General features: G+C 56.3%; 15 protein-coding genes. 13 read left to right on the top strand and 2 right to left on the bottom strand.

The annotated features are described in order from the left end of the window. Positions 1 to 168: 168 nt before the first annotated feature. The 6 genes from AC6LKD_RS29960 (at position 169) to mobF (ending at position 7,237) form a co-directional block, all read left to right on the top strand. Positions 169 to 1,077 carry a KfrB domain-containing protein gene (locus AC6LKD_RS29960; protein WP_498118290.1) on the top strand — a complete coding sequence of 303 codons (909 nt, stop codon included), beginning with the start codon at positions 169 to 171 and terminating at the stop codon, positions 1,075 to 1,077. 11 nt (positions 1,078 to 1,088) lie between these two features. Further along, positions 1,089 to 1,493 carry a hypothetical protein gene (locus tag AC6LKD_RS29955; RefSeq protein WP_279993833.1) on the top strand — a complete coding sequence of 135 codons (405 nt, stop codon included), beginning with the start codon at positions 1,089 to 1,091 and terminating at the stop codon, positions 1,491 to 1,493. Positions 1,494 to 1,504: 11 nt separating this feature from the next. Further along, positions 1,505 to 2,212: a StbB family protein gene (gene stbB, locus AC6LKD_RS29950; protein ID WP_279993832.1), complete on the top strand. Its 708-nt coding sequence runs from the start codon at positions 1,505 to 1,507 to the stop codon at positions 2,210 to 2,212. Between the two features lie 10 nt (positions 2,213 to 2,222). Further along, positions 2,223 to 2,627, top strand: coding sequence for a hypothetical protein (locus AC6LKD_RS29945; RefSeq protein WP_279993831.1), 405 nt, complete (start codon positions 2,223 to 2,225; stop codon positions 2,625 to 2,627). A gap of 78 nt (positions 2,628 to 2,705) precedes the next feature. Next, positions 2,706 to 4,334, top strand: a complete 1,629-nt coding sequence (locus tag AC6LKD_RS29940) for a type IV secretion system DNA-binding domain-containing protein (protein WP_279993829.1) — start codon at positions 2,706 to 2,708, stop codon at positions 4,332 to 4,334. A 53-nt stretch (positions 4,335 to 4,387) separates the two neighbouring features. Continuing rightward, on the top strand, positions 4,388 to 7,237 hold the full coding sequence (gene mobF / locus AC6LKD_RS29935; protein WP_279993828.1) for a MobF family relaxase: 2,850 nt from the start codon (positions 4,388 to 4,390) through the stop codon (positions 7,235 to 7,237). 652 nt (positions 7,238 to 7,889) lie between these two features. Here the strand turns inward: mobF and AC6LKD_RS29930 are convergent. Both AC6LKD_RS29930 and AC6LKD_RS29925 read right to left on the bottom strand, forming a co-directional pair. Beyond that, positions 7,890 to 9,056, bottom strand: coding sequence for a glutathione-independent formaldehyde dehydrogenase (locus AC6LKD_RS29930; RefSeq protein WP_287813052.1), 1,167 nt, complete (start codon positions 9,054 to 9,056; stop codon positions 7,890 to 7,892). A 360-nt stretch (positions 9,057 to 9,416) separates the two neighbouring features. Beyond that, positions 9,417 to 10,358, bottom strand: a complete 942-nt coding sequence (locus AC6LKD_RS29925; protein ID WP_279993826.1) for a LysR family transcriptional regulator — start codon at positions 10,356 to 10,358, stop codon at positions 9,417 to 9,419. Between the two features lie 529 nt (positions 10,359 to 10,887). Here AC6LKD_RS29925 and AC6LKD_RS29920 point away from each other — a divergent pair. From AC6LKD_RS29920 to AC6LKD_RS29890, 7 genes are all read left to right on the top strand, one after another. Continuing rightward, positions 10,888 to 11,319, top strand: a complete 432-nt coding sequence (locus AC6LKD_RS29920; RefSeq protein ID WP_279993825.1) for a DUF488 domain-containing protein — start codon at positions 10,888 to 10,890, stop codon at positions 11,317 to 11,319. 361 nt (positions 11,320 to 11,680) lie between these two features. Then, positions 11,681 to 13,657, top strand: a complete 1,977-nt coding sequence (uvrB, locus tag AC6LKD_RS29915; protein ID WP_279993824.1) for an excinuclease ABC subunit UvrB — start codon at positions 11,681 to 11,683, stop codon at positions 13,655 to 13,657. A gap of 585 nt (positions 13,658 to 14,242) precedes the next feature. Beyond that, entirely contained in the window at positions 14,243 to 15,019 is a 777-nt protein-coding gene (locus AC6LKD_RS29910; protein ID WP_279993823.1) for a ZIP family metal transporter, read from the top strand. Next, entirely contained in the window at positions 15,003 to 16,625 is a 1,623-nt protein-coding gene (gene gshA / locus AC6LKD_RS29905) for a glutamate--cysteine ligase (protein WP_341767763.1), read from the top strand. Before AC6LKD_RS29910 ends, gshA begins: the two co-directional genes overlap by 17 nt. 211 nt (positions 16,626 to 16,836) lie before the next feature. Then, on the top strand, positions 16,837 to 17,112 hold the full coding sequence (gene frmR, locus AC6LKD_RS29900) for a formaldehyde-responsive transcriptional repressor FrmR (protein ID WP_279993821.1): 276 nt from the start codon (positions 16,837 to 16,839) through the stop codon (positions 17,110 to 17,112). 854 nt (positions 17,113 to 17,966) lie between these two features. Continuing rightward, the gene (locus tag AC6LKD_RS29895; protein ID WP_279993820.1) at positions 17,967 to 19,076 is read left to right on the top strand and encodes an S-(hydroxymethyl)glutathione dehydrogenase/class III alcohol dehydrogenase; all 1,110 of its coding nucleotides are present in this window, start codon (positions 17,967 to 17,969) and stop codon (positions 19,074 to 19,076) included. A gap of 40 nt (positions 19,077 to 19,116) precedes the next feature. Further along, positions 19,117 to 19,515: a VOC family protein gene (locus AC6LKD_RS29890; RefSeq protein WP_279993819.1), complete on the top strand. Its 399-nt coding sequence runs from the start codon at positions 19,117 to 19,119 to the stop codon at positions 19,513 to 19,515. The last annotated feature ends 128 nt before the right edge of the window (positions 19,516 to 19,643 follow it).

Genomic DNA, 19,643 nt, shown 5'->3' with positions numbered 1-19,643 from the left:
GAACCGCAACGGTTCCCCCACGCCCGGCCACGCCGGGCGCGGCTCCCCCTCCCTCAAACCCCGTTCGCCAGATGGAGGAGCGCCAACGTTCAGCCCAACTTAATCGCATTTTGATGCAGCGGCGGTCTATGGCCGCCAAACACCATCCCCTGCCCTGAGGTAAGACCCATGAAATTCTCCGAATTGACCGAGAAAGTCCGCGGACTGTTTCGCGCCGGACATCATAAGGCCGATCGTCTTTCGGCCGCTCATCGCGAAACGGAAGCGCACCACGACCAGCGCAATACGGTCGAAATCCGTATTCCCAGCACCGGCGAGCGATTCATCCATGACCCGTCGCTTTCGCAATCGGGCGACATCCGACAAGCGATCGACGAAAAAGACGTCGATGCTGACGACGCCTACGCGCAGCATGTCGCATGGCTCGAGAGAAACGCAGCAGAAGCCCTGGCGCGTTGGAATGGCATCTCGGTTCGAGATATTGACACCGAGGCGTTTCATGAGTTTTCGAACTTGGAAAGCCATCCGGCCTTGCAGGCAACCGTGCCAAGTGCGGCGCGGCAAGAGTTCTGGGACCCGTTCCCGCGACAGGACGATCGGCGGTCCAGCCTGACTCTGCTTGCGATCGACCAAAAGGGCGAAGTCCTCGTGAAATGGTTCACGGTGGATGATCGGCTCGACGCCGAGGGCCAGTCCTACAACGTCATGCCTATCGAAGAGGCGTCCAAGCTGCTCCAGGAGTATGGGGCAAGCCGCGGCCTCGATCTTGATTCTGCTGGCGCCCTGTCGATTGAGTCGATTCCCGCTCAGGCCCCTGCGATCGGAGCGACGTACCGCGGCGCGATCCTCGCAGTCGAAAACGGCACTGTGTACCAAATGGCTCACCAGGACACCGCCATCGCGCACAAGCTCGACAAACTGGCAATTCAATCCCCGGAGCAGTACTTGGGTAAAGAGGTCGAGATCAGCTATCCGTGCGGACAGGTTGGCCTGTTGCGACAGCTTGACGGCAACGAACTGATGCACGCGCAACATGGCCTGGAAAGTGCACGCCGCGATCATTCGCTGGAACGCTAGGGTGCTTGTTCATGAACGACGGAACCGCCACCCAATCTCGTCTGCTGCAGGAGATTCGACAAATGGTCGCAACGCAGCGAAAAGCCATCCTACGGTCACTAATGCCGCAGATCGACGCCGCTGTGAACCACGGCGTCACGTACTCCGAAATTTCGAAGCGGCTCGCTGCGGCGGGGATCGAACTCGCCCCTGAATCGCTGCGCCAGGCTCGCTATCGCTGGCGCAAAAGACCGGCATCCGTCGCGACCGAATCCGTACCGGACACCACGCCCACCCGCCCTCCGATATCGGCCCAAGAGGTTTCCAAGCCGGCACCCGGCGAACGAATCCACAGCAAGGCCGACCTGGTACGGCTGCGCAATTCCGCTGAATCCATCGACCTCACCCAACTGGGCGAACTCGCCCGCCAGAAATAGGAACAGATCTCATGAAAATCGTAGTGCTGAACTACTCCGGCTCCGTAGGCAAGACCATGGCCACGAGCCATGTCTTCGCTCCGCGCATTCCCGAAGCCGAGATCATTGCCGTCGAAACCACCAATGAAAGCGCGGCCGATCTCGGCCTGGACGTCGAGCAGATTCGAGGCGAACAGTTCGGTCGCCTCTTCCGAAAGCTTCTCATGGCCGAATCCGCAATCGTCGACGTTGGCGCCTCCAACATCGAGGACTTCCTCGCCGAATTGATCAAGTACGACGAGGCGCACAACGAGGTCGACCACTATGTGCTACCCGTTGTGTCCTCTGGCAAGGCGCAACGCGAAACGATCAAGACCATTCAGGCTCTGACCCAGATCGGCGTACCGGTCGAGCGCGTGCGCGTGCTCTTCAATCGCGTAGATGCGGACGTGAAGGAAGAATTCGCTCCGATCTTCGGCTATGCCATCCAGGCTGGAGGCTTTATGGCCAATCCGGAAGCCGCCATCTTTGAGAACGAGATCTTCGATTTGCTGGCGAACAAGCGCACCACGATCAAGGAGATCCTGGCTGACGAGACCAATTATCGTCAGAAACTTCGCGAGACGGATCGCAATGACAAGAAGCGAATCGCCCAGCTGAGCGACATGGTCGCGCTGCAAGCCCTAGCGCGTCCCGTCGACCGCCAGCTCGACAGGGCTTTTTCCGCGCTCTTCATGTAGCGGCACGACTATGCAGGAAATACATCCAGTCGCGCCGGCAGCGAGCGCTCCGCCGCGCAGCAAAATTGAGCTTCTTTATCAAGAGATACTGCGAGAAAGCCATGTCTTCATCAGCCGGCTGGAGCAAGTTTCCCGCCAGCAAGAGGAAATCCAGAATTCTCTGCAGGCACTCCCGATGACCATTCGCCAGGCGGGCCTAGACGCAGCGAACCAGACTGCGGACCAGGCCAGCCGATCGCTGCTCGAGGCGGCGCGCACCATTGCTACGGCAACGAGCGAACTACGCATTGCCAGTCGCGCCGCTACATCTGCTCATTCCGCCACCGCCTGGCGAGCAGGCATGCTGTGCTTGGCGGGCGCCTTCGGCGGATCGGCCTTCTGCGCGGCATTGATCGTGCTTTTTAAGTATCTCTGACCTCGTCTTCCGCCGGCGCTACTCCCTATTCTCGCCGGCGAAATAAGCCACACCCTAGCCTACCTAGCAAGGAAAACCATGGCACCAGATATACGTCGGCGAATCATTCGTTTCGCTGTCCTGATTCTTCCACTCTCGGCTTGGCTCCTCACGGCCAGATACTTGTCCGGAGTTCCTTTCGACCATGTCACTTGGCTCGTCTTGTCCCAATGGGTACTAGCCACACCAGAGCATATCGCCCTGATCGTCGCCCCAATGATTGGCTTTGCCATGGCGGTGTCGGTTGCATTTCTCCTCAAGCGCCATTCAACTAAAGATGGTTTTGATGGTGCCGGGTATGTGAAGCATATCCGAGGTACAGAAGCAGTCCCCATTGAACGACTGCGCAAGCTCTGCACCGAGCGCGGAGCCACGCAGATCAACGTCGCAGGCGTGCCCATGCCGACAGGTGTCGAGAACCTGCATATCCTTCTCAACGGATCCACCGGCACAGGCAAGTCCGTCCTCTTGCGGCATCTCGTTTTCTCGGCCCTGGGCCGCGGCGACCGTATGGTGATCGTTGATCCCAATGGCGATCTTTACAGCAAGTTCGGTCGCCCGAGTGACGTGCTGCTCAATCCCTACGATGAGCGAACGGAAGGATGGTCATTCTTCAACGAGGTACGAGCAGAATTCGACTGGAAGCGATTAGCGCTATCGATCGTTCCCCTTGGCAAAGACGCCAATGCAGAAGAGTGGAACGGCTACGCCCGACTTCTGCTGCGCGAGACCGCACGCAAGCTCCATGAACTGGGTACGCCCTCGATCGACGAGCTTTTTCGATGGACGACGATGGCGTCCGACAAGGATCTGCGCGCCTTCTTAACTGGAACACTGGCGGAATCACTCTTCGCCGGGTCGGCCGAGGCCAGCAAGGCGCTAACGAGCTCACGCTTTGTACTGTCCAAGTACCTAGCCGAGCATTGCGCCATGCCGCCGGGCAAGTTCAGTATTCGCGACTGGATGGAGAATGGAACCGGCGTCCTTTTCATTACTTGGCGCGAGGACATGAAGGACTCTATGAAGCCCCTCATCTCATCCTTCGTCGATGTGTTCTGCTCCGCCCTATTATCAATGCCGGAAGATCAGCGACGTCGGTGGTGGCTCGTCATTGACGAACTCGGGTCGATGGAGAAGATGGCAAGTCTGGAGGACTTCCTCACGAAAGGGCGTAAGAACGGCGGACGCGCTTTAGTTGGTCTGCAATCTGTTTCGCAGACAGACGAAATATTCGGCCAAAAGCTGTCACAAACGCTGCGGGCTAGCTTCCGGTCGCTGGTCGTACTCGGTGGATCCAAGACAGACCCGGAGACGGCAGAAGAGATGTCCAAGGCGCTAGGCGAGCACGAAGTGGCGCGGCCGGAGTACACCGACAGCCGAAACCCAGGTAGCGCTCGCAGCACAAGCGAGCGCATGGTTCGCTCAACTGAGCGTGTCGTGACTGCAGCGCAGATCCAGGCCTTGCCCGATCTCATGGGTTGGGTTGCCTTCGCAGGCGATCGGCCGATTGCCAAGTTCAAACTCGCACCAATCAACTTCGCAATTCGCAATGCCCCTTTCATCCAGGCAACGCGATACGGGGCACGAGGTGCGGCCCACCTATCTGCTAATGGGCCGCAACCCTGGCGTGAAGTGGATCTCCCTGCAGATCCGACGATTGCCGCCTGATCTATAAGTAGCGAGCCGCCAAACATTTGGTGGCTCGCCTCCGAGGAAAAGAAATGATCTCTTTGAAGACCGTCAACCGGAGCGCCGCGACAAAAGCGTCGCACTATTACGCGGACCAGAAGGACGACTATTACAGCCGCGACGGTACGGCCGCCCAATGGCAGGGAAAGGCCGCAGATGCCCTCGGACTAACCGGCGTCGTCGAGCAGGCGGAGTTCTTGCGCGCCCTACGTGGCGACTTCGGCCCTGATGTGACGCTTTCCCGGTCGGTCCGGCTCGACTCCGAGGCCCGCGCGGCGCTTGATATGACATTCTCGCCACCGAAGAGCGTCAGCATCCAAGCCCTGGTAGGAAAGGATGGCAGCGTCATCAACGCCCACGACCAGGCGGTCACCGCTGCTCTTGAATTTCTCGAACGGGAGCTGTTGCGCGCTCGTCAGACTGAGCGCGGCGTCACGACAACTGAGCGCACGGGCAGCGCTGTCATCGCCAAGTTCCGCCATGAGACGGCCAGGCCGACCGAAGGCGCATACTCAGACCCCCAGCTTCATACGCACTCACTGCTAATGAACGTGACCCAACGGGCTGACGGCACTTGGGTGGCGATCTCAAACGACGAGATCTTTCGGTTGAAGTCAATGATGGAGTCGGTCTATCACGCCGAGTTGGTCACCTCACTCGAAAAGGCTGGCCTGCAAATCCGCTACGTGGATAAGTCTTTCGAACTGGCGCATATCTCGCGGGACCAGATCGAGGCCTTCTCTAAGCGGACCCAGGACATCAACGCTGAACTGGCCGCCCTGGGTGAGACGCGGCAAACGGCAAGCCATGCACTCAAGCAAACAATCGCGATCAAGACACGATTGGGCAAGGCGCCGGAGATCACTCGCGAGGAGCTGCAGAGGGACTGGGAGGCACAGGCGAAGGAGCTTGGAATCGACTTCAGTCGCTCGAAGGCGCCGAACGAGAAGGGCAAACAGATGGGGCCGCCGGGCGAACTATCTCCCGAAGCCGCGGCGCTGATCGCCGATCAGTCCATTCGCTGGGCGATCAAACACCACACAGAACGTGAGTCCGTGATGGACGGAAAGGAGATGTTGGAAACAGCCCTTCGCCGGGCACACGGAACGGGCATCGGGTTGAAGGAGCTGAAGGCGGCCGTCAAACGCTCTTTGGACAGTGGCCACCTCATTCTCGGCAAACTCGAGTACCGCCATGCACGGAATCGTGAAGGCGCAGGCATGAGTCGGTCCGACTGGACTGAGCGCCTGGTTGTCGGTGGCATGGGTAAGAAGCACGCAGAGGAACAGGTCCGCAAGTCGATCGCACGCGGCGAGATTGTTCCGACAGGCGCCAAGTACACAACGCAGATCGCGCGCGAGCGCGAGAAGCGGATTTTGCAGATCGAGCGGGAAGGACGCGATCAGGTCCAGCCGATCCTGACAGCAACAGCGGCCAAGCTGGTGCTCGATGGCCGCTCGCTAATGCCCGGCCAACTCGCTGCCGCTGAGTTGATCCTCAGTACGCCGAACCGCTTCGTGGGAGTCCAAGGACTGGCCGGCACTGGGAAGTCGCATATGCTGGCCAAGGTCAAAGAGGCCGCGGAGTCGGCGGGATACACCGTCAAGGCCGTTGCCTCCTATGGAAAGCAGATTGAGGCTCTGCGCGAGCTGGGCATGGAGGCCCGCACGGTAGCGTCCGTTCTGGAAGCGCGTCAACGGGACCGCTTCAAGTTGGATACGAAGACGGTGCTGGTCATCGACGAAGCCGGCGTGGTGCCGTCGCGCATTATGGAACGGCTTATGCAGATGGCCGAGGCGGATGGCGCCCGAATAGTCATGCTCGGCGACACCGGGCAGACCAAGGCAATCGAAGCCGGACGCCCCTTCCACCAGCTGCAGGTCAAGGGCATGGCCACCGTCCTGATGGGGGACATCATCCGCCAGAAATCTCCGGAGCTGAAGGCTGCGGTCGAATTGGCGGCTGTAGGGGATGCCTCGAGTTCCTTGGGCATCCTTGAACAGAAGTTGGGGGCAGTTCACACTATCAACGTGGACGCGGCGCGCTATGACGCCATCGCCACTCGGTACGCTTCGTTCAATCCTGATGAGCGACGGGAAACCCTCATCGTGACCGGCACTAACGTCTCTCGCAACGCACTCAACGAAGCCACTCATCAAGCGCTCGGATTGGCCGGACGAGGTTTCGAGTTCAGCATGCTTACTCGGCGGGACACGACGCAAGCCGAGCGCCGAGTAGCAAAGTACTACGTCGCCGGCGACGTCATCCAGCCTGAACGAGATTACAAGACCGGCAACCTCAAGCAGGGTGAGATGTACAGAGTGATAGGCGTTCGTCCGGAGAAGGCTACGGACCTGGTAGTGGAGCACATCGTCACCGGGGAGCGAACGACGTTCAATCCTGCTCGGGCAGCGAAGATCTCCGTGTACGAACCCGTGAAGGCGGAACTGGCCGCTGGCGACTGGGTCCGCGTAACTCGGCATAACGCTCAGCTAGACCTGGCCAACGGCGCCAGGTTTGAGGTGCTCGCGGTCACTCCCACGACAGTGACAATCGGCGGCGGCGGCCGGCGTCTGATCCTGGACGCCCGGTCGGCGCCATTGCATCTGGACCGCGCCTACGCAACCACTAGCCATAGTGCGCAGGGCCTCACTTGCGACCGAGCATTAATTAACTCCGAGAGCTACAGCCGAACCACGCAACGCGACGTCTACTACGTTGCGATTTCCCGGGCGCGACATGAAGCGGAAATATACACGGACAGTGCAGGAAAGCTTGCCGGAGTGGTGGACCGACTGGAAGAGAAGACCGCGGCACTAGATATTGGCTTGGAATCTTCCCGGCCGTGGAGGCCGAAAGAAGCGACGCACGAATTGAAGTGACGCCCCAACAGAATGGTTCATCGCAGTCTTCTGCGCGGTTGGCTCGGATCTGGAGGAAATCCGTTACGAATTTGCCAGAGCGCTGGCTTACGGGCCAAGAAGGCACTCTCTCGACTCGTGATCCAGGAAGCCCGCCGTGCACCTGTAGCTCCACGAAAAACTGGCTACGTGCGAGTCACAGTCGAGCTAACGGCACCGGGCGATCGGCGAGCTCGTCTCTCGATAAACCGCCGTCCTTTCGGGGGCCTTTTAGGATGTTCGCAACCTCGTTCAGCGTCATCTTCTGAAGCTTCGGGGCGTCAAAAGGAAGGAACTGTGTAGACCATGGCAATCCGACTGCCAGGTTATTGCGTGGGTCTATGGGATGAGGCGCGATAAGGTTTCTTCGGCGCGGAGGAAGCGGGGGACCTGGCCAACGTCGTGTCCGCACTTGTATTCGCCTCTATCATTGTCAGCAGGTAGCAGCCATTCGAGTCGAACCCGCAACATCCACGTCCCGCAGCCCGTTTATTGATAGTGACCGCCTTGTGTAGCATGTCGAAGCGCGCGAAGAAGGAACACCTTCTCCAGTCGCTATGTCAGCGGCACTTCGTACCAGAAGGTCTCGAAGATGAAACGCGAGACATTCTGGTACTTCGAGCATGCACGGATATCAATGCCTTACTGAACCATGTGGGTCAATGACGTACTTGTACGCCGAGCCAGCGTCGAACTCCTTATATGCGTCCGGCGCGTCTTCCAGTTTTATAAACTTAATGTTCATCATCGGTGTGAGATAGGGCATACGATCATTCAGTATCGCGCGCATTAGAGCGTGGTTGTAGTTGGCCGTCGGCGATTGACCTGCCGACATTCGCGGAGATTTGATCCAGGCATTGGACCATTCCAGATCCATGTGACCTTTTTTGGCATTGGGATCCTTCGAGATCGGATTTGCGCAATACACACCGACAGTACTGGTCATGCCACCGAAGCGCACGTACTTCAACATCGCATTAGTGACGGCGCTCTCCACGATTTTGTCTGCGTCCGCACCGAAGCCCCGGCAGTCCACACCGACATAATCAATCACGCGATCGACCTCGCGCTTGCCGGTAATACGTTCAAGATGCTCCTCGATCGGCACACCGTCAGAGAGATTGATCGTCTCCACGCCGTAAGGTTTGAGAAGATCCAGTCGCTCCTGAATGTAATCGGCAACGATAATGGCACCGGCGCCAAGAAGCTTCGCGCAGGCAGCACCGGCTCGGCCGACCGGCCCAGCGCCGAAAATCAGGACGTTTTCGCCAACGATATATGCGGGAGCGGCAGGCCAGTCAGGGCCCGCAAAGCCATGGAACGCGGTGGGCAATACGTCGGAAAGCAGAGTCAAGTCGCGAATCTTCTCCATCGCAGCATCCTTGTCCGGAAAGCGTAGGAGGTTGAAATCTGCGTAGGGTACGAATAGATAGTCGCCTTGACCGCCGGCCCAACCACCGAGATTGAACCCATAAGCACCGCAGTCGATTTCGGGATTGGTGTTCTCGCAAACGTCCGAACGCATATGTTTGCAGTTATAGCAACGCCCGCAACCCACATTGAAGGGGACAGAAACTATATCTCCCTTCTTTACAACTTCCACATCCGGACCAACTTCAATCACTTCCCCGGTCATTTCGTGTCCCATAGTCATGCCCTTGGGAACCGCAAATGAACCGCGATAGATATGGAGGTCACTGCCGCAGATGTTCGTAGTAACGATTTTAAGAATTGCGCCGTGCGGTGCATTCTTGCCTTGGGGTGTAACCAGCTCCGGGAACTTGAAGGTATTCACCTTCATTTCCAGGGGCTGCTCGAAAGTCACGATACGATTACCGTTTGGAGCCATTTCGTCACCTCTTGCGCGTTTATGCTTCCATCTCCGGGTTGAAGTAGGAAACGACATTTACCGCTCTCATGAGGAACGAGCGCTGCTGTGTTACGGCAACGGTGGCCCGCTCTCCCTTCGCGGTTAGCAAAGGATCGGACTGTGCTCTCAGTTGGTCAAACTGGAAAAATCTATGTGGAGATAGGCGCTGTCTATCTAAGTCAGTTCACGGACCGGCTACACTCTTCAACATAGCCCGCAAATCGTCAGAAATCGGACGTCAACACATCGCCGGTCATGAGTCCATATCGATGGCTAGCACTGCACATCATCCTATTCTTGATCATGATCGGATGCATCTGCTTTGGATTGAAAGCGACGGTAAACCGACATGACGGTTCGTAGAGAGGTGACCAGCTCGGGGGTATGTACCATTTCGAGCAACGCACGCGATGGTGCTGAGTCGAAAGCGTTTTTCCGCGCGACAAAGCCAACACTGGAATGCGATATTGGCCCCACGATCGCGATGGCGCGTAGATTTGGAATATCCGCGAGCCGGCTGGCAAGAGATTCAGGAAGGACAGCTGAGTATTTTCCAGCCGCCAATTGTGCCGCCAGCACCTCCATCGATTCAGTATGTATGGTTTGCGCGATACATTGCGTCAATTTTTCTTCAACAGCCTCCGCGACTGCGGACTTCAACAAGCAGAGTTGCCTGTTTAGCACCTGCTCCCATGTCACAGCCCGAGGCTGTTTTGCTCGTGCCGTCAGGAAGAGGAACAGCCGCTCTCGATAAAGAAGATGCGTGTCGAAGCCCTCCTTAGGTAAGTTGTCAAGATGCATTAGCGCCATATCCAACTCGTTATCTCGAATCGCCTGGAGCAGCGACGGAGCGTTGGAGACGTTAATTGACTGGTGAAGCCGCGGAATTTTTTCGGCGAGCGCAACGCTTAGCGTCGGTGCGATGGCTGAGGTCCCAGGAAGAACCCCAAGCCGAAAGTGCCCCTCCATGCCCAGCCGTAATGCAGAAAGTTCGCGCTCCAGGCCTTTGCAGTCGTCGTACATTTGCTGAGCCCAAGCCAGAACACGCATCCCTTCAGACGTGAGTCCGTCATATCGTCGTCCGTGACGTACGATCTCGACACCCATATCCTCCTCCAATTGTCTGATACCCGAGGAAAGAGTGGGCTGAGAAACATTGCAGCTCCTTGCCGCGTTGCCAAAATGACCCTCACGATACAAGGCCAGCAGGTACTCAAAGTTCCTTACGATCATATGGCCTTCTTCTGCTAGAGTTGACTATGTCGCTATAGATCGGACATTCAGCCGCGTCGCCACTGGAGTGCGTAGGGTCGGACCGTGAATTGCTCTCCTGCTGCTCTCTACCACGCGGAGGGGTGCAATGCTATTGCGCTGTTTCATCCATCACGCGCCCGCATCTTGTACAGCCACAATCGTCGTAGCGCCGCGCCGACCAAAAGTTGGACTGTCAGGGCTTTCCGCCTCCACTCATGCTCGACGCGCGAACAGGATAGCTTAGCAGCGGATCCCTGTAACGAGAGAGACAAGATCGAGCGGTCAACCCAAACCACGAGTCAGTTTCTAGTCGAGCAGGGTTGAACCTATTGAGAGGGCGGAGATTCTGGATGCACGGACGCATGTCCAATGCGACGTGGCCCCACTTACCGCGAGCTACAGCGCCGTGCCCCCTATCGATTGAACCCACTGCTCACAGCAAACCCTTAGGATAGAAGGTCAATGTCTTTTCAGCGGCATTGCTCCGCAACAAAAGGGTGTAAGACAGATGAAAATATTTACGATCGGATTTACGAAGACTTCTGCGCGCTCCTTCTTCACGAAGTTGAGTACTTCTGGCGCCAGACGGCTGATCGATGTTCGTCTGAACAACCGATCGCAACTTGCCGGCTTTGCAAAACGTGAAGACCTCAGATATTTTTGCGAGGCACTGTGCGGAATGGAATACGAGCATCTACCAGCACTCGCCCCAACCAAGGAAATGTTCCAAGAATACAAAATACAGCGGGGTGACTGGGAGACCTACGCCAAGAAATTCTTGGATCTTATGGTATCCAGAAAGATTGAGTTAATAGAAAAGGAGAAAATTGATGGCGCTTGCTTACTTTGCAGCGAAGATAAGCCTCACCACTGCCATCGACGCCTCGTTGCGGAATACCTCGCCGACAAATGGCCAGATGTCGAGATTGAACACCTTTAAATGCATATATTTCCAGACGGCTCCGCTTGAGGTTGTGGCAGCACACTCTCTTCATTGAGATACCGCCGCTGCGAGGATAGGCCGGTCAGTGCGCCAATTCCGTTGAGTCTGTCAACAAGCTGACCAGGCATGCGCCACCATGCGCAATTGCCATGCGTGAAGTTCAAGCGCCAGGTACTCGTAGAGTGCTCCACCTGACCACGCTGAAGGACACGGTGATGGACTATCGCACATTGGAAGCCTATCCTTAGATCGGACAGCAGGTCGATCGATGGCAATCCTCCTACCCTTGTCGCGAACGATCTTTCTCATATGGCCATCACGGCACTTCAACTGAAGTTGATCCATCAGGAGATATCTCATGTCACGCGGGATGTTCATCATGCACTCCAGCTATACGCCGGCAGGAGACCAGCCAGAGGCGATAGCGCGCCTAATAGCGGACGTAGAGGGAGGCGCCACTCATCAGACCCTGAAGGGGATTACAGGGTCTGGCAAGACGTTCACGATGGCAAATCTGATTCATCGTCTCAAACGGCCCACCCTGATATTGGCGCCTAATAAAACGCTTACCGCGCAGCTCTATAGCGAAATGAGGCATTTTTTTCCAGAGAATGCCGTTGAGTACTTCGTTTCCTATTACGACTATTTTCAACCTGAAGTTTACGTTCCCGACAGCGATCGCTTCATTCAAAAGGACTCGGCAATCAATGACCATCTTGAGCGGCTTCGATTGTCGACAACAAAATCCCTAATTGAACGCCGCGATGTAATTGTTGTTGCTTCGGTATCTTCAATCTATGGATTAGGTGATCCCGATGGATACAGAGCACTACAGATTCCTCTGGCCCATGGAATCAAGATAAAACAAAGAGAACTAATTCATCGCCTAAATCTATTGCAATATGATCGCTCCGAACGCAACCTAAAGCGCGCGACATATCGTGTTCGTGGCGATGTGATAGACATCTTCCCTGCTGATTCTGAGCATAGAGCAGTGCGGGTTGAACTTCTCAATGCCTCCATTGACTCGGCTCAATGGATAGACCCGCTTACCGGCAAAAAGCTAGGCGAAATAGATAATTATCTGGTTTCGCCCAAAACGCTATTTGCGACGCCTAAAAATAAAATAGAACCTGCTACTAAGCGCATACTCGCTGAGATGGAGGAACGGGTGGCCGAATTGAACAGAGACAACCGCCTCGTCGAAGCCAATAGGTTGTACGAACGCATTACCAATGACGTTGAGATGATGAGGGAAATGGGCTATTGCTCCGGGATGGAGAATTATTCATGCTATCTGAACGGTCGCGGCGCAGACACTCCCCCAACTACACTGCTGGACTACCTCCCAAAGGATGGGCTTCTCTTTGTCGATGAATCCCATGTCATGGTTCCCCAGATATCCGCGATGTATCGGGGTGATCAGAGCCGTAAGGAAACGCTGATCGAGTACGGATTCCGTTTACCGTCGTCGAAGAGCAACAGGCCGCTAAGCTTTCATGAGTTCGAAAAAATTAAGCCTCAAACTATCTTTGTTTCAGCCACTCCGGGTGCGTACGAATTGAAGGTATCAAATGGCAGGGTCGTTGAGCAAATTATCAGGCCTACGGGGCTGCTCGACCCTATCGTGGAAGTAAGGAAGGTTCAAAAGTGCATAGATGACTTGTTGGAGGAAATATCGAAGTGCGTAAAGATGAACAACCGTGTATTGGTGACCACGCTGACAAAGGTTGAGGCGGAGAATCTAAACGACTTCCTGACCGACAAAGGAATTCGAGTGCGATACATGCATTCGGATATAAAAGCGGAAGACCGCACTGAGATTATCAACGGCCTCCGCGCAGGTGATTTCGATGTCTTGATTGGCATCAGTCTGCTGCGGGAGGGACTCGACATTCCGGAGGCTTCCTTAATCGCCATTCTAGATGCGGACCACGCAGGCTTTTTGCGCTCGGCCCAAGCACTCATCCAGATGATTGGCCGAGTTGCCAGGAATGAAAATGGAAAGGCCATCTTGTATGCCGACGTCGTGACCCCGGCGATGAAGCAAGCGATTGATGAAACAAATATGCGCAGAGCTCGGCAAATGGCCTTCAATGAAGAAAATGGGATTTCTCCAATTTCCTCAGCGCGTAAGCTAGCCGCAGATGAAACCGACACCCTGGAGCAGACAGTTCATTCTGCTGCTTTCTGCGAGAACCTATCTGATCTCTGCGCGCGAATCACTTCCAAAGAACAAGATCTGTTGGAACTCACTGAGAGTGGCGACGAACAACGCGTGGAAGAGATTCGTCGCGACTTGGATTCTTTGTACAGACAGTTCATTTACATGTAACTGTCGATCGCTGCAATCGATGTAATCGACAACGACCGATCTTCGTTCAATTCTCACGAGCGGACGGTCGCCTATTCATGTAAGAAGCATAGAACAAGTCATCTATTCTTTGCCCCCCCTTTTAAAGGCCGCCTCTCGAAAGCCCCATCCGGTCCGAACTTGACATGTCCCGCGACACCGTCTGAACCATCCAGTGCACCGCGACCGAAGTCGGGCATTGGGGCTGCGGTCCAGACACTAGCAGTGGCGGATGACGTTCTGCGCACTGTCTAGCCTCCGAACCTAACGGCGAGTTCGGCAGGCGCGTGCACGGTCGCGAGGAGAGCCTGACTTTCCTCTGCTAGCCCAATCCCCTACGCGTAACGCGTCAGCGAAGCCTTGTGCCGCATCCATAGAGCGCACATTGTGCTCCTCCCCCCTGGAGCATCCACCTCCGCCTTAGCCACTTGCCAGATACTCTACCCTAGTATAGTATTTCGCATCTGAAGATCCGTTGCCGGAAGAAGCTCGGATACGCATGGCCCGCACCCTAGCAATCGGCTGAGCCGCCTTCTTGGGCTGGTGCCCACTTGAGAGAACGCATTTATGTCATTGATCATCATCATCACCCTTGCCACATCGATTGCAGGGATATGTAGCGTACTGATCGCCGACATGTTGGTTGCGCAGGTTGGACGTGCCTACAGTCAGGGTAGCTACACGCAGCAAGGGATGCTGAGCCTGGCAGCCGGCGCACTTCTATCGACCAGCTTCACCCACTTGCTACCCGAGGCGCTAGAGAGCCACGTGGATGCACACGAACTACTTCTTACTCTACTGATCGGAGTAGTTTTTTTCTTTCTACTGAGCAAGGGCGAGTTGTGGCATCACGGCCATGAACACAGTCATGTAAACCACTCTCACAAAGGGCGAGGATGGTCGTTGCTGACTGGTGATGGAGTGCATTGCTTCGGAGATGGAGTGCTGATTGCATCAATCTTCGTGGCAGATGTTCGATTAGGCGCGATTGCCGCAATATCCGTACTTGTGCACGAAATACCTCATCACATGGGCGATCTTGTCGTACTGCGTCAGACGAATCGTCGCAGTGCGGCGCTGCTAAAGCTCTCGTTTTCTGGCGCCATGACCGCCTTGGGCGGTGTGACAGGGTACCTACTTTTGGGAAGCTTACTGCATTGGCAGCCATACCTGATGGCTCTAGCGAGTAGCAGTTTCATCTATGTGGCGCTGGCCGACCTGATCCCCCAACTGCAGCAGCGCCGCACACCTAAGGATGCCACTGTTCAAGTGATCGGACTCGTGATCGGCCTCGTCTTGGTGGCATCCGTGAACATGCTTTCTCACAATGCACACAACCATTGAGCAGAGAAATTTCCGCATGCATAAACCAGTACCGGGCGCATTATTGCAGCATCGCCTAAACCTGATCAAAGACAACTCCCCGTTACTGAGCCAGTGTCTCAGGGGTATAGAGCGTGAGTGTTTGCGGGTGACCCAGGACGGATCGTTGGCGCGAACTCCCCACCCAAAAGCTCTAGGCTCAGCATTGACCCATGCACTGATTACCACGGACTACTCCGAATCCCTACTGGAGTTCGTAACCGCGGCTAGGAACGCCCCCACTCCGGTGCTCAAGGAGCTGGACGAGCTCCACCGCTTTGTGTATTCCGCACTCGACGCCGAGTACCTGTGGAGCTCTTCGATGCCTTGCGTCCTTCCTACGGACGATGAAATTCCTATCGGCGAATATGGGAGTTCGAATGCTGGCAGGTTTAAAAACGTCTACCGCAGGGGGCTGGGCCTGCGCTATGGCCGTGCCATGCAATGCATCGCGGGCATTCATTACAACTTCTCGCTACCCGAGGCCGTTTGGCCATTGCTGCACCAAGCTGAAGATTTGAATGAGAGTGGTCATGCATACCAGTCTTCAGCATACATGGCGTTGATTCGCAACTTTCAGCGCTACTGCTGGCTCTTGATCTACCTCTTCGGTGCGTCTCCTGCTCTGAACGACGGCTTCCTGAGCGCCGGTTCCGACGAGCTCGAACGGTTCGACGCGGCAACCCTGTATCTACCCTTCGCCACGAGCTTACGCATGAGTGACCTGGGCTATCAAAGTCGCGCCCAAGCGACCATTGACCCGTGCCTCAACAGCTTGACTGGCTACGTCGACAGCATACGTATGGCGGTGCAAACGCCGTATCAGCCGTATGGGAACATCGGGACACACGTCTACGGCGAGAGAGTGCAGCTCAACACAAACATCCTGCAACTGGAGAGCGAGTATTACGCACACATTCGCCCCAAACGCATCCCATTAGACGGAGAGCGACCGCTGCAAGCGTTAAACGTCCGTGGCGTTCAGTACGTGGAGGTACGCTGCCTGGACATCAATCCATTTTTACCTATGGGCATCGATGCGCCCCAAGCGCGATTCTTGGACGTGTTTCTGCTTTTCTGTGCACTGGACAACAGCCCGCCGCTGGAGGGCGAGGAACGGCGTCAGAGTACCGAAAATATACTGCGTGTTGCCAAATCTGGGCGGCGCCCGTCCTTAGAACTCCATCGTGGCGGTAAGCCTGTCTCCCTGCAGGAATGGTCGCACGAGTTGTTGGCCCGCATGACGCCAGTCGCGGACTTGCTTGATTGCGCGCATGGCGGCCAGTTGCACCGCCACACCCTTTCCGCACAGGAGACCAAGGTCGACTATCCGTCCCTCACCCCATCCGCTCAAGTGCTGGCAGCAATGAACGAACGCGATGAAAGTTTCAATCGTTTTGCGCTACGTCAGAGCCAACAGCATGCTGAGGCATTCCGAGCTTGGCCTTTAAGCGTGGAACGCCAGGAACTCTTCGAGACACTCTCCAGAAACTCACTGGACGAACAATTGCGATTGGAGCGCCAGACCACGGATGACTTCGATTTATTCGTTGAAGCCAGTCAAACCGCCATCCTGAGAGGTAGCTGACAAACCGCGGCGACGTGCGGTTGCAAATTGCTCGCGTGGGTTTCGCAGCTTCAAGTAGCATCGGACCTAAATTGTGCGGCGCGGCACAAGTGCAGCCTCGCTGGTCCAGATCGCGAGCGGGGGGTGTACTAAAGCCAATTTCTCTCTATTGGCCGTACTATGGGGCAGTAGGGTATAGTGTAAATAGGTGTAATCCCATAGAGAGCATTTGATGCCTTACAGTCCACAAGAGAAGCAAAAAGCCCTAACTCGAATCAGACGCATCAAGGGGCAAGTCTCGACCCTCGAGCTAGCGCTCGAAGAAGGCGCCGATTGCCCGGCGGTTCTTCAGCAACTTGCAGCAGTTCGTGGAGCGGTCAATGGCTTGATGGCTACTGTCCTAGAAAGCTACTTGCGTGAGGAGCTTCCCGGCAGCGACGCCCGGAATGCCTCCCAAAGCAAGTCTATCGATGAAGCCGTCGCAATCGTCCGATCCTATCTGCGTTGAGTCAACGTCGGCTCGCCGACGCCGCAGTTGAATTCTGACTCAACAACGCACGTTTTACCATTCGCATGCATCCGACGAGCCCGAGGTGCCAGCGTTCTGCTGCTCATCAGCACGTAAGCCAGGTCGCGCTGAGCTTGCCCCCTGGGCAATTTAGCCAGTAGATGGCTCACAGACAGTGCGTAGCGTGGTTGGCGCCCCTCAGCCGCCAATGCCCCGCCTTGCGCCAGCGGAGCCGCCAAGCCGTAAGCCATCGCTAACGCAGGGCGGATCGGTTCGATTCGCTCCCAATCAAGTCCCTCCCCGCACTGCGGCGCCGCACGCTTCCACGCCCACGTGATCCCAAGCGTGCCGACAGGGATAGCCAAAATCCCCCCCTTGTCCCACACCTACGATCCGCAGCGGCGCGTATGCCCCGGCCAAGGATTGAACAACCGTCTGTCTGCCACGGAAGAGGACATTTGCTTCTTGAGGCCAGAAAATCGCCCAGCGCGCGGCGGGTTCCGCCGTTCATGTTGCAACAAAATGTCCCTGAAGAGATAGGACAGGACTAGCATGAAGGTGCTCGGACCTGTCCAAAATTTTTTTTACACCCCCCCTTCCTATACTGGACTGGAGTATAGTAATATCGTCTCGCGAGCTTGAGAAGGACTCCGACAGTCATCGGCGGCGCGGTTAACGGATTGATGGCAGCGGTGCTGGCAAGCTATCTGGGGAAAGCGTCCCTCAGAGTGAAGTCAAAGACCGATTCGTAGAAACAATCGACTGACGAACCCTTCTCTTCCCCTCGTCCCCTGTCTTCGTAGCCAGCACCGAGTCGGCAAGGAAGATCTCAACTTAGTAAAGGAAACGACATCATGAAATCACGTGCAGCAGTTGCTTTCGGACCTGGGAAGCCGTTGGAAATCGTCGAAATTGACGTCGAGCCGCCTCGCAAGGGTGAAGTGCTCGTCAAGATCACGCATACCGGCGTTTGCCACACCGATGCCTTTACCTTGTCGGGCGATGACCCCGAAGGCCTGTTCCCGGTCGTTCTGGGTCATGAAGGTGCGGGCATTGTTGTGGAAGTGGGTGAAGGCGTTACCAGTGTGAAGCCTGGCGACCACGTCATTCCTCTCTACACTGCCGAATGCGGCGAATGTCTCTTTTGCAAGTCCGGCAAGACCAACCTTTGCGTTGCTGTTCGTGCAACCCAAGGCAAGGGCTTGATGCCCGATGGAACGACTCGCTTTTCGTACAACGGTCAGCCGCTTTTCCACTACATGGGCTGCTCCACGTTCAGCGAGTACACGGTCGTTGCCGAGGTATCGCTGGCAAAGATTAATCCGGACGCCAATCCGGAGCACGTCTGCCTACTTGGGTGCGGTGTCACCACCGGCATCGGTGCCGTTCATAACACGGCCAAGGTGCAACCGGGAGACTCGGTAGCAGTCTTCGGCCTCGGTGGCATCGGTTTGGCTGCGATTCAGGGTGCGCGTCAGGCCAAGGCAGGTCGCATTATTGCGATTGATACCAATCCGGCCAAGTTCCCGCTGGCCCAGACGTTCGGCGCTACCGAATGCATCAACCCGAAGGACTTCGACAAGCCCATTCACGAAGTCCTTATTGAGATGACAGGTTGGGGAGTTGACCACACCTTCGAGTGCATTGGTAATGTCAACGTGATGCGTTCGGCGCTGGAGGCGGCCCACCGCGGTTGGGGCCAATCCATCGTCATTGGCGTCGCCGGTGCCGGCAAGGAAATCTCGACCCGTCCGTTCCAGTTGGTCACTGGCCGGACCTGGAAGGGCTCGGCTTTCGGTGGTGTCAAGGGACGCACCCAGCTCCCCGGCATGGTGGAAGACGCGATGAAGGGAGAAATCGATCTCGCCCCGTTCGTCACCCACACCATGGGACTTGACGAAATCAACGAAGCTTTCGATCTGATGCACGAAGGCAAATCCATCCGGACCGTTATCCATTATTAACCCCCTAACCATTCAACATCAAACATCAAGGAAACTCATCATGGCCACTCCTGTTATTTCCGGTGACGGAATTTTCTCGCACGTCTTTCTCGGCGCAGTCAACATCGAAAAGTCGGTTGCTTTTTACGATGCAGCCTTGGGCGCCCTTGGCGTCAAGAACCTTGGCGGCTTCGGTAGCGGCTGGGTGCTTTACGGCCGCGAAAAGCCGGCCTTCATCATCGCCCGCCCTGGCAATGGTGAAGCGCCGTCCAGCAATGGCGTAACGGTCGGCTTTGCTGCCGCCACGCCCGCCGAAGTGGATGCCTTCCATGCCGCTGGGCTTGCGGCCGGTGGCACCGACGAGGGCAAACCTGGCTCGCGCAGTCACCTGCCGGGTGCCTATGCGGCCTACCTGCGTGACCCTGCGGGCAACAAGATCTGCTCGTACACCTTTGTCTGACGGTAAGCAAGCAAAGCATGTTCTGAAAGAGTCAGCACACACCCTATACGAAGAGCGAATTGGTCTGATCGTATAGGGCCGTGCCGACTCATCAGGAACGGTCCGTAGCCGTGCACCTTGTGCACGGC

Source organism: Achromobacter sp. D7-1 (assembly GCF_059760445.1).
Note: the sequence above shows the minus strand (reverse complement) of the source record. Positions and strands in the feature narration are given on the sequence as shown.

Bases quoted from the DNA above. Each gene is read 5' to 3' on its own strand.
- AC6LKD_RS29910 (WP_279993823.1), top strand. From the start codon at position 14,243: ATGTCATTGATCATCATCATCACCCTTGCCACATCGATTGCAGGGATA.
- frmR (WP_279993821.1), top strand. From the start codon at position 16,837: ATGCCTTACAGTCCACAAGAGAAGCAAAAAGCCCTAACTCGAATCAGA.
- stbB (WP_279993832.1), top strand. From the start codon at position 1,505: ATGAAAATCGTAGTGCTGAACTACTCCGGCTCCGTAGGCAAGACCATG.
- AC6LKD_RS29945 (WP_279993831.1), top strand. From the start codon at position 2,223: ATGCAGGAAATACATCCAGTCGCGCCGGCAGCGAGCGCTCCGCCGCGC.
- AC6LKD_RS29960 (WP_498118290.1), top strand. From the start codon at position 169: ATGAAATTCTCCGAATTGACCGAGAAAGTCCGCGGACTGTTTCGCGCC.
- AC6LKD_RS29940 (WP_279993829.1), top strand. From the start codon at position 2,706: ATGGCACCAGATATACGTCGGCGAATCATTCGTTTCGCTGTCCTGATT.
- AC6LKD_RS29890 (WP_279993819.1), top strand. From the start codon at position 19,117: ATGGCCACTCCTGTTATTTCCGGTGACGGAATTTTCTCGCACGTCTTT.
- uvrB (WP_279993824.1), top strand. From the start codon at position 11,681: ATGTCACGCGGGATGTTCATCATGCACTCCAGCTATACGCCGGCAGGA.
- AC6LKD_RS29920 (WP_279993825.1), top strand. From the start codon at position 10,888: ATGAAAATATTTACGATCGGATTTACGAAGACTTCTGCGCGCTCCTTC.
- mobF (WP_279993828.1), top strand. From the start codon at position 4,388: ATGATCTCTTTGAAGACCGTCAACCGGAGCGCCGCGACAAAAGCGTCG.
- gshA (WP_341767763.1), top strand. From the start codon at position 15,003: ATGCACACAACCATTGAGCAGAGAAATTTCCGCATGCATAAACCAGTA.
- AC6LKD_RS29925 (WP_279993826.1), bottom strand. From the start codon at position 10,358: ATGATCGTAAGGAACTTTGAGTACCTGCTGGCCTTGTATCGTGAGGGT.
- AC6LKD_RS29930 (WP_287813052.1), bottom strand. From the start codon at position 9,056: ATGAAGGTGAATACCTTCAAGTTCCCGGAGCTGGTTACACCCCAAGGC.
- AC6LKD_RS29955 (WP_279993833.1), top strand. From the start codon at position 1,089: ATGAACGACGGAACCGCCACCCAATCTCGTCTGCTGCAGGAGATTCGA.
- AC6LKD_RS29895 (WP_279993820.1), top strand. From the start codon at position 17,967: ATGAAATCACGTGCAGCAGTTGCTTTCGGACCTGGGAAGCCGTTGGAA.